At 39.2% G+C, this 10,156-nt stretch carries 7 protein-coding genes; all 7 read right to left on the reverse strand.

What is annotated here, in order from left to right:
* Nucleotides 1–509: 509 nt before the first annotated feature.
* The 7 genes from Q0Y54_RS09125 to Q0Y54_RS09155 all read right to left on the reverse strand — a co-directional run bounded on the left by Q0Y54_RS09125 (nucleotide 510) and on the right by Q0Y54_RS09155 (nucleotide 9,986).
* Complete coding sequence (locus Q0Y54_RS09125) at nucleotides 510–3,491, reverse strand: type I restriction endonuclease subunit R (protein WP_297966620.1); 2,982 nt, start codon at nucleotides 3,489–3,491, stop codon at nucleotides 510–512.
* A complete protein-coding gene (locus Q0Y54_RS09130; protein ID WP_297966623.1) occupies nucleotides 3,484–4,737 on the reverse strand; it encodes a restriction endonuclease subunit S in 1,254 nt (417 codons plus the stop codon). Before Q0Y54_RS09130 ends, Q0Y54_RS09125 begins: the two co-directional genes overlap by 8 nt.
* Nucleotides 4,738–4,746: 9 nt before the next feature.
* Nucleotides 4,747–6,855 carry a class I SAM-dependent DNA methyltransferase gene (locus Q0Y54_RS09135; RefSeq protein ID WP_297966626.1) on the reverse strand — a complete coding sequence of 703 codons (2,109 nt, stop codon included), beginning with the start codon at nucleotides 6,853–6,855 and terminating at the stop codon, nucleotides 4,747–4,749.
* A gap of 57 nt (nucleotides 6,856–6,912) precedes the next feature.
* The gene (locus Q0Y54_RS09140; RefSeq protein WP_297966629.1) at nucleotides 6,913–8,586 is read right to left on the reverse strand and encodes an N-6 DNA methylase; all 1,674 of its coding nucleotides are present in this window, start codon (nucleotides 8,584–8,586) and stop codon (nucleotides 6,913–6,915) included.
* Between the two features lie 24 nt (nucleotides 8,587–8,610).
* Complete coding sequence (locus Q0Y54_RS09145; protein WP_297966632.1) at nucleotides 8,611–9,111, reverse strand: hypothetical protein; 501 nt, start codon at nucleotides 9,109–9,111, stop codon at nucleotides 8,611–8,613.
* Between the two features lie 505 nt (nucleotides 9,112–9,616).
* Nucleotides 9,617–9,805, reverse strand: coding sequence for a hypothetical protein (locus Q0Y54_RS09150; protein WP_297966636.1), 189 nt, complete (start codon nucleotides 9,803–9,805; stop codon nucleotides 9,617–9,619).
* A 10-nt stretch (nucleotides 9,806–9,815) separates the two neighbouring features.
* Nucleotides 9,816–9,986, reverse strand: coding sequence for a hypothetical protein (locus tag Q0Y54_RS09155; RefSeq protein WP_297966639.1), 171 nt, complete (start codon nucleotides 9,984–9,986; stop codon nucleotides 9,816–9,818).
* Nucleotides 9,987–10,156: the final 170 nt, after the last annotated feature.

A 10,156-nucleotide genomic window follows, 5' to 3' on the forward strand; every position in this document is an offset into this window, starting at 1 on the left:
AAAATTGGCTAATTATGGCCGACCCTGAGTGGCTAATTTCGACCGACTCTAACAACTATAAGGATACTGGAAAAATTCCGCTTTTCGGAATTTTCTGGTATGGTTATTTGAGAGCATAAAAAAAGAGTGGCCGCACGGTCACTCTTTTTTTAATAACAGTCAGGGTAACTGTTATTGCTCCTTATTCAAGGAGCATTTCAAGTAGGTTTTAATTATGAGCGAAACCTTAAAGTGCTTCGGACACTTTAATTAATTTCAATATTATGGTACCAAATCCCTTGGTATTTGTCCATTTTAGAAGTTTCGGAATTTTCCACTCTTATAAGCCCCTATTTGGTGGAGTGAGGCCTATATGTTGATCCAAAACTTAAATTAATAATATAATCTTCATCTGTATAAGGCTTCACTGGGAACAGGAGCCGAAATATCCACCTCAAAAACCTTAAATAATAAGGAAATTTCCATGTAACAAGGCCATCCAAGATTGGATGGCCTTTAGTCTTATCCCTTTAATCATCTAGTTCCCGCAAGCTGGTATAAATCTCATTGGTAAATATCCCAAGAACAGTACGCTTGAGGTCATCATTATTAAGCAGCAGCGAGAAGAAGTCCTTATTCTGCTCCAATCCTTCAATGAGGGCATCATCAATATTATCATAGAAGGAGAACTCAAAATCCTTTTCCGTGTTATTCTTGGCGGAAACCTTCAGCTTATCCGACTTCATCAGCAGATCCTTAATCTGAAGCATAGCTTTTAGAGCCACATCATTATCATAGGACTTACCGGTACGGGAGTTAATATCCTCAATAATCCGGCTGAGCTTTTCTATCTTATCCTCCGTAAGATTAAAGCCATCAGACTGCGGCAGTTTAACAACCGGACGTGATGCCAGCTTTTCCTTTTCGTGTGTTTCACCCTTTTTCTGAACAAACCCAGACGCCTTTATTTTACCTTTTAAATCAAAGCCACTTCCACCGCTTGATATATCCAAATAAGACAGCAGATATGTGATAAAAATGTACTTCTTATGAATATCTACATCCTTAAAGCAGCTGGCCTGCAACAGGAACTCATAGAAACGGACAAATCCACGCATACGGACCCGTATTTCCTTCTGTTCCTCTGCACTATACTGCTTAACCGCTTTTTCTGCCTTTTGGAGATAGAAGGTCAGGGCCTTCTTTTCCGCAGAAGTAATAGCATTTTCCCGCTGCTTAAACAGAAGCTCATTGAATTTTTCAATATCAAGCGGGTCCAATACCATAAAACCATCCAGGTTTGCTTCCAGGTCGTATATATGCTTCGGATTAAGATTACCAGCCAAAAGTGTTGTAGTGTAATACCGTGAGAATGACTTTTTGACTTCCTCATAGGTATTTACAAAGTCAAGGATAAAGGTCTTCTTGTCGTATGGCGGACAAATACGGTTCAACCGGCTATAGGTCTGAACGGCATTTACCCCTTTCAGCTTCTTCATTACATACATGGCACACAGCTTATTCTGGTCAAATCCCGTCTGATACTTGTTGGCCACTATAAGCACATTATAATCATCACTGTCGAACAGTCGTGGAGTTCTCTCCTCGCTGCAGCCGTTTATAGATGGCTCGGTATACTCTGTATCATCGTCATCCAGAGTGACCTTACCTGAAAATGCTACCAGGGCATCAATGCCTTTATACCCCTTACGGGCAATATAATCCTTAAAAGCCTTATGATACTTTACAGCGGCCTGTCTGGAAGCTGTTATTACCATAGCCTTGGCAGTACCACCAAGGTTTCCCATAACCACATTTCGGAAATGCTCCACAATAACCTCTATACGTTGAGCGATATTGGTTTCATGCAGTTCAATGAAACGGGCAATCTGCCTTTTGGCATCATCCGTTTTCATTTCCGGATCTTCTTCAATCTCTTTGTTCAGTCTGAAAATAGTGTCATATTCCGTAAAATTCTGCAACACATCAAGGATGTAACCTTCCTCAATAGCCTGCTTCATAGAATATAAATGGAATGCTTCATACTGTCCCTTAGTATTTAGGCGACCAAAGAGGCGCAGTGTCTTATCCTTTGGGGTTGCTGTAAAGGCAAACATGGATACATTAGGCTGTTTACCGGATTTTTCTATCTGGTCGTTTATCATGTCATCAGCATCTTCATATTGCTGATTTCCTGCTCCCAAGGAACGGGTAATAGCCTGCATATCCTTACCCGCTGTAGATGAATGAGCCTCATCAATGATAACTGCAAACTTTTTATCCTTCAGATTGGCCACAGTGTCCACGATATACGGGAATTTCTGAATGGTTGTAGCAATTATCTTGGTATTATGGGACAGCTCATAGGCCAGGTCAGCCGAAGTACATCTGTCATCCATTACTTTAATAAGGCCAGCAGCATGATCCATACTCAAAATGGCTTTTTGCAGCTGTCGGTCTACCACCACTCTATCGGTCACAATGATGATATTATCAAAAATAATATTGTCATCACTGTCATGGAGAGATGCCAGACGGTAAGTGAGCCACGCAATGCTCTTGGTCTTACCGGAACCAGCAGAATGTTCAATAAGATAATTTAGCTCAGTCTTATATTCTGTAACCGAAGTCATCAGTTTTCTGATAAGGTCCAGCTGATGATACCGTGGGAAAATAACACTCTCGGAGTAAGTTGTCTTGCCTGTCAGCTCGTCCTTTTCTTCCTTACGCTCTACAAAAATAAATTTGCTGATAAGGTCTATCACCGTATCCTTGGTAAGAATATCCTCCCACATGTAGGATACACTGTATTTATCCTCGAAAAGCGGATTACCGGCACCAGAGTCTATTCCTTCACCACTGCCCATATTAAATGGCAGGAATGTAGTAGATTCTTTATCCAGCTTGGTGGCCATATAGACTTCTTCTAAATCCATGGCAAAATTTACAATACAGCCAGCCTTAAACAGGAACAGCCTATCTTTTGGATTTCTATCTATTCGGTACTGTTCAATGGCATCGTGATAAGTCTGTCCAGCAGGATTACATTTAAGCTCAAAAGACATGATGGCCAGACCGTTCAAAAAGATAACCAAATCAACCCGTTCGTCATCAGATGGCCATACTTCCTCTGCCACAGACAAGATATTGCTGTCATAGAGCTTGATTAGAGTCTTGTTAAAGGTAGTAGCAGGCTTGGTATACATCAAATCCAGATGTCTATTACTGATTTCAATACCATTTTTCAGTACTTCCACCAAGGAGCTTTTATTGGCAGTAATGGCCTCATTGATGACATTAACAATAGTTTCTTCCATGTCATCCTTAAAGATTTTCTTCAGTTCAGCCATCACATCGGACTGGGCGGTATTCAAAAATTCAAATAACATACCCCGGTCCATTGCATAAAGACGGTCAAAGTCTGAATTAGTACGAATACGGTAGCCATTATCCGTATGCAGATATTCCATTATTTCATGCTGATACTGCTTTTCCGACAGAATTTCATTCAACTTCCGGCACCTCCTTTTTGCCTGTTACATATTCATAGATAAGGGATTTCTTGTAGTCGGCAAGAACTTCCAGCTGTTCTTGCTTCTCTTGTATAGCAAATCCAATTTCACTACAAAAATTATCCAAATAATCAACGATTTTATTTTGTTCTTCAACAGGTGGAAATATACACTTTGCTGCATAAAAAGCGGAATTCCCAAGATTCTGTAATCCTACTGTCATTCCGTTAGATAGTTCTGCAAACATATCTCGATAAGGGGCTGAATGAAACAAGTACTCATAAAACTTTACATTTAATTTAGTTTTTGGAATAAAAACACCATAATGAAACGATACCATACCACTATATTTTGAACAGAAAAACACACCTAAATGAGCTTTAAAACGATTAAGTACTAAATCATTAGGCCATACTTTTTTCCAGCCATCATAAGACTTCGATTTCATAGCATATTCTACCATATCATCACTTTTTACTAGACCATCTTTTTGTGATAAAGACAATGGCGTTTCAGATCCATCTGCCCTTATAGATCTTTCTACAAACAAATAACCTGCTTTAAGAAAATTCCATTTTTCTGGGATATCTTTAACCCAGATATTTGAAATCTTTTTCATAGGCACATTTTTATCCAGCCCCTTAGTCACAGCCTCAGTGATAACCGACTGCTTATATGCCTCCAATGTGTATATTTCGGAGTGAATATCCGTAACAAGCGCATCTATTTCTGAGCATTTTCTGTCGAGAAAATTGGCTATTTTGTCCTGTTCATCTTTAGGAGGAACAAGATATGATAATTCAGATAGTTTATTCCATCGTAAATCACATGAACGAACCCGTATTCCAGTTGCCAATGCTAAAAACACATCGTTAAATGCCATATTGCGTAGAAAATACATTATATATTTTTTATTTCCTAGTGTATCTAAAACATTTAAAACAGGAGAAGCCTTTCCTCTTGAATCTGAAATCCCTATGGCTCCAGCAAAACCATCCATACCATGAATTACTAAATCTCCAATGTCTATTCCCTGATAACCAATCTCTTTATCTGATATTGTAAAACCTTCTTCACGTCGATTGCTTCTTAAAGTTACTTCTCCATCTCGAAAACAAGTAATGACACCATCATCGTCTTTAACTGGCTTTTGCATATATTTGAGATAATATTTGCCTCGAATAACATCCCATTTTTGGGGAATCAATCCGGTCCAAGGCAATCCGCTATCTTTCATTTCTCGCATATAAGCCACCTAAGCCTTTCCAAAGAGCTTCTGTATACGCTCCTTTACGCTGCTCTCCAAAGAAACAAACCGCTCTGCCAGTACCTCACTGGCCTCTGGTTGAGTGTATTTATAAAAATAACGGGTAAATGGTATCTCTGCCCCCGTCTTTATAACTTGCTTTTTGGCAGTCAGATTTTCCTCCCAGAACCACTTTGCATCAGGTACATGAGGTAGGACTTCTCTAGACATATAATCCTCAATATCCTCATCCCACCGTACTATTTCCGTATCCTTAGTTTCCTTATCGTAGATTATTTCGCCCTTATTTTTGCCACTAGTATATACTTGGATTTCCGCTTCCTTATCCATCACAGACAGACCATCAGCAATTTTATCCATGAGCTTTGCATCCACATCGGCTCCGGCCAATACTTTTTCCAATTCTGGCATAAAGGCGGCAGGACTGAGCCATTTTTTATCGCAGGCGGCACCCTTTAACTTTTCGAGAATAATGTCATACAGGGATTTGGTATCGTAGAAACCTTTGAGAGTTTTTTGTTCTTTAGCATTAGCTGATGTACCCTTTTCCTCTAGCTCTACAACCTTTATCTCATTCCAAAGTCCCTTTAAAGCACCCTTTTGAAGCATATTCTCTATGCGTTCTTCAGTGAATCCATAGCTCCTCTGCAATGGCTGCATAACAGCATACTCACGATAAATAAACTCAGTATTATCATAAATCTTAGACAGTTCGTTTTCCTCAAAGTCTGCATAAAGTCTGGTAATCTCTGCTCTGTCTTCCGGACTGAACTCATTTTTCTTGTTACCCAAAGGCTTACGAAGTTTATGAAAAATTTGAGTTGCATCAATGAGCTGGATTTTACCCTTCCGCTCTGGGCGTTTATTCTTGGAAAGAATCCACACATAGGTTGCAATACCAGTGTTGTAGAATAAGTCCGTAGGCATAGCTATAATTGCCTCAAGTAAATCCTGCTCTAAAAGCCAGCGGCGAATCTGTGATTCACCTGATGCAGTGCCACCAGTAAACAGTGGTGAACCATTTTCAATAATAGCGGCTCTACCCAGCTTGTCATCCATCTTGGCTACAGCAGATTGAATAAACAAAAGCTGAGAGTCACCACCGCCGGGCAGACCTGCCCCCCAACGGCCATCAAAGCCTTTGGTATGTTCCTCTTTTACCGCTCTTTCCTGTCCTTCCTTGGCATCTGCACCAGACCAAGGTGTACCAAAAGGTGGATTTTCTATTACAAATCTCATTTTGGTATCTGGGAAACAATCTTCTTTTAAGGTGTCAGCATGACGGAAATTATCAGCATTCTGACCTTTGATAAGCATTTCTGCCAGTCCCACTGCATATGACTGGCCCATATATTCCTGTCCAAACAGGCGTACATCAGCCGTAGAATTGAAATGATGTAGGTAACTATAGGCAGTTGAAAGCATGCCACCAGTTCCACAGGCCTGATCTCCTACAGTTATAACTTTTCCATCATCAAAAATATCATCACAGCCTTCTGCTGTAAGTAGCGATACCAAAAGTTTTATAATGTCACGTCCAGTGTAAAACTGACCGGCATCCACATTCTGATAGAAACGACCTATCAGATTTTCAAAAATATATCCCATTTTTATGCTATCAAAAGTCTTAATGGACAAATCCAGCTCAGAAAAAGCCTTTATAACCGAGTACAGGCAACCATCCTTGTCCATTTTCTTAATGTGGTCATCCATATTAAGCTCACGCAGAATAGACTGCACATTGGCTGAGAAGCCATTTAGGTATTCCCTAAAGTTGGCTGCTAAATGCTCAGAGTCGTTACACAGCTCATTAAGGTCATACTCGCTGGTATTATAGAACTGATAGCCCGCTATCTTGTGCATGGCCTTGGCCGGATAATTTGGATTGTTTTTATAGGTTTCCACTACCTTTGCCTTGGTCTTTTCCAAGGCACATTCAAAGCGGCGAATTATAGTCATAGGGATAATTACATCACCATACTTATCAGGCATATAGGAACCACGGAGCTTATTGGCAATACTCCATATAAAATTGGCTTCCGGGGTTATATCAACGGGATTATCATCCCAAAGTGCTGTTGCTTTATAATCACGCATATAAACACTACTCCTTTTAGTTTACTTATTCCCTGCTGATAACCAGCAGGGAATCTTTTATTCTACCAGTGCCGAAATATCAGAAAGAACCTTCTGTCTTTCCAAATCTATTTCCTTCAAACGGTTCATCAATGTGGTATATTTTGCTGCTATCTTATCCTGCTTAGTCCTGTCTATATCAGGGATCTGAACCTTGTATAAATCCTTGATACTTATGGTTCTCATGCCAGCACCTTTTATGTACTTGGACAGCTCCTGCTGACCTTCAGTACTACTAAGAAAAAGCATTACATATACCGGATTCATCTTCTTAGGATCTACTGTAAGCCTAAAGAGATTTCCATTAGCCAGGATTTCCTTGTCATCATCAATATGCACTAAGCATATTTTGAATGGTGTCAGCTTGGATATCACAATATCGTTGTTTCTGAGGATAGCATCTTTGTATTTTTTGTCTATACCAGTAATATATGGCAACTGGTTTTCAATTTTGCCATCCACGATGTCCTGAAGCATAAGATACTGATATTTTGTAGGAGTTTCACTGGCTAATTGAGCCAATTCTTCAGTCTTTATGGTTGCGCCTCGTTCGATATCACATATATCTTTCAGAACAAGTCCATTTTCTATTCCATCCTCGGTATAGTGATTTACACTAAGGATGTAGTCAGACTGCATTATCTCTGTGGTGGAAACGATTTTGCATTTTCCAGTACCGGAATCATACATCTTGATGATTTCCTCTATCTGCAGAGGCTCAATAAATATCTCTTTGCCTCTTTTTTGACAGCTGTCCGTTGCATCCATCATTTTTATGCCATCACGGTTATTCTTGCTGAGAATAATAATAACCGGTGCCATGCTGGTTGTTAGCAATGTTCCAGCTGGCAGAGCAATAATACCTTCAATGATGCCCTGATTAACCAGTGTCTTTCTAAGCTCCTTATCAGCATTATTGAATAAGGCTGCTGGGGTAGTTAATGCTATAACCCTGCCATCCTTGTTCTTCTGATATGCAATTAGAGCCTGGCTCCACGTTCTTACTCCAGCCTTTTTTAATACGGACTTATATGGCTGCAGATATTTGTTCTCCAGTAAAGCGTTATAATTATCGCCATTTTTCAAGAAGGCTGTATCAACCGTAGATTTTGTCATTTTTACATTGCAGACACTATCATCGTCCATATCAGCCAGTTCAATGCGCAGATTCATATTATTCCAATAGGCCTTAATATCTGCTATTATAACGGCATTTAGATTCACTTCGACACCGTATGCAGAAACTCCTTCTCCTGCTGCTTTTAATAAGCCATTTCCACTACCGCATCCATATTCTACATAAACATCACTTTTATCTAAATGATGTAATCCCAATAACAGGTCATTCATATAGCCGTAATGCTCAAAATACGGTCCCATTCTGCGATTGTTATAGTTGGAATCATCGTTCAGTCTTTTCATACCATATTCTATGATTTCTTTGCCATATTGGGCAGAGATAACCTGGAGTTCCTTATAAAACTCTGCATACTCCATTATTGCAGCCTTGGTTTCTTCTCTCTTAAAAGCCTTCATCAAAGAAGCCATTTCAGATTGTTCATGCTGTAATGACCATGCTGCAACAGTGGCTGCACAGAATACCCCTGGGGTGTAATCATAGCCTCTATCTCTCAGGAAGTTTCCAATCTGCCACATGAACTCTTTAAATTCTACGTCAAAATCAATTTCCACGATAATTGCCTCCTTATATCACTATCACGCAACTGCTATACATCCATTATCCAGCTTATCATTTATTATGTGCTTAACCATTGACAAGGTGAGTTTCAGGCCATTGCCATTATACGCTCTTGCTACCGGAGGATAACCATCTTCCTGCTCCATCTTGGCAATGATACTGGAATATTCACCCATACCACGCATAGAGTGTGGTACTGGACCAACTATTATCAGGGAATAATCATCATTATACTGATATTTCCCCACACCTCTGTTTTTAAGGCGGTCATAACCACAGAGGAACTCTACTCTATCACCAGAAATCCCTTTGCTCTTGCAGAAACCTTTTAATTGCTGTTCATTAAGAGAGGTTTCACCGATTATCAGAATCTTGCCAAAGCCATTGGTAGATTTACAAGATGCTATGCTCTGTTCCTTTAGAGATTCAACATAGCTCATTAATCGGTCAGTACCGCCATTATATGCTGCTAAAATTCCATTCATTAAATCTTCTTTAGTCATGGTTGCAAGTTCCATAATCTTACCTCCCTCGTGTTACTGTTTCATTTTGTAATTGTATAATACCAAAAGTACTATCCAATGTCAAGAAAATTTCTATAGAACTTTTTAAAAATTTACATAGCATTCCCCCCCCCTTGTATTAGCACTAAAAAAAGAGCTGCCTTTGGGCAGCTCCATACATAATCTCTCAATATAGCGATTTTATTAATGATATACAATTTACATTGTAGGTTTTGGATTCAATATAACACCGTACTATAAGGTCTCTTTTTATACTGCTGGATAAGGCATAACCAGCACTACCTATAAGATCTTGCGTTTCTTTCAAGCTAAAGTGCAGTGCTATTGCAAAAGCAAGTGCCGTTCCCTTGGTTGTGTGATAATTTTTATCACTCTTAATCTTGGAAAAAAGTGCCTTGTCAATTTCTGCTTTTTTGTATATATCAGCAGGCTTTTTCCTTTTTCCTTAATCAGTTCAGTAAGTTTTTCAGAAAAACTTAACTCAACCTTATTTCTGATTTTATCCAGCAAATAATTGTAAGGTATCACCTGTAACATTAGTTCCAGCAAAATTCCTCCTGCCAGGAAGATATTTTCTGGGTCCCTTTAAAATCTCAAAAAAATGTTTATCGTCAGCTTCAGCATCAGGCTCATAATGCAGCCTGATATATTCATCAATGTCCTTTTTGCTTAAAACGTTTTCAGCCATAGCCATTCCTTTAGTCTTCGTCCAGCTTTTCCGGAGCCTTCGCACCAAATATATCCTTTATTTTCCCTTTGGCCTGAGCCCGAATATTATCATCTATGTACATCTGAGCCAAAATTAGGGCAACACCAATAGCCGCAACATTCTCTCCTCCGTTAAATACTAAGTAAATGTGTTTCTTCAAGATGATTTAAGTATAAATCTTTGAAAATATAAAAAGGTTGCCACTCAGGCAACCTTTCTATATCCTTCGTAGAATTGCCTCCTAATTAGTGCCTGCCAAATAATTAATAAACACCACTAAATATCTATAAATACTAGCAATAATTAGAAGAATATGGTATAATAAATGCA

This window comes from uncultured Anaerovibrio sp., assembly GCF_947302755.1.
In the GTDB taxonomy this organism is placed as follows: domain Bacteria; phylum Bacillota; class Negativicutes; order Selenomonadales; family Selenomonadaceae; genus Anaerovibrio.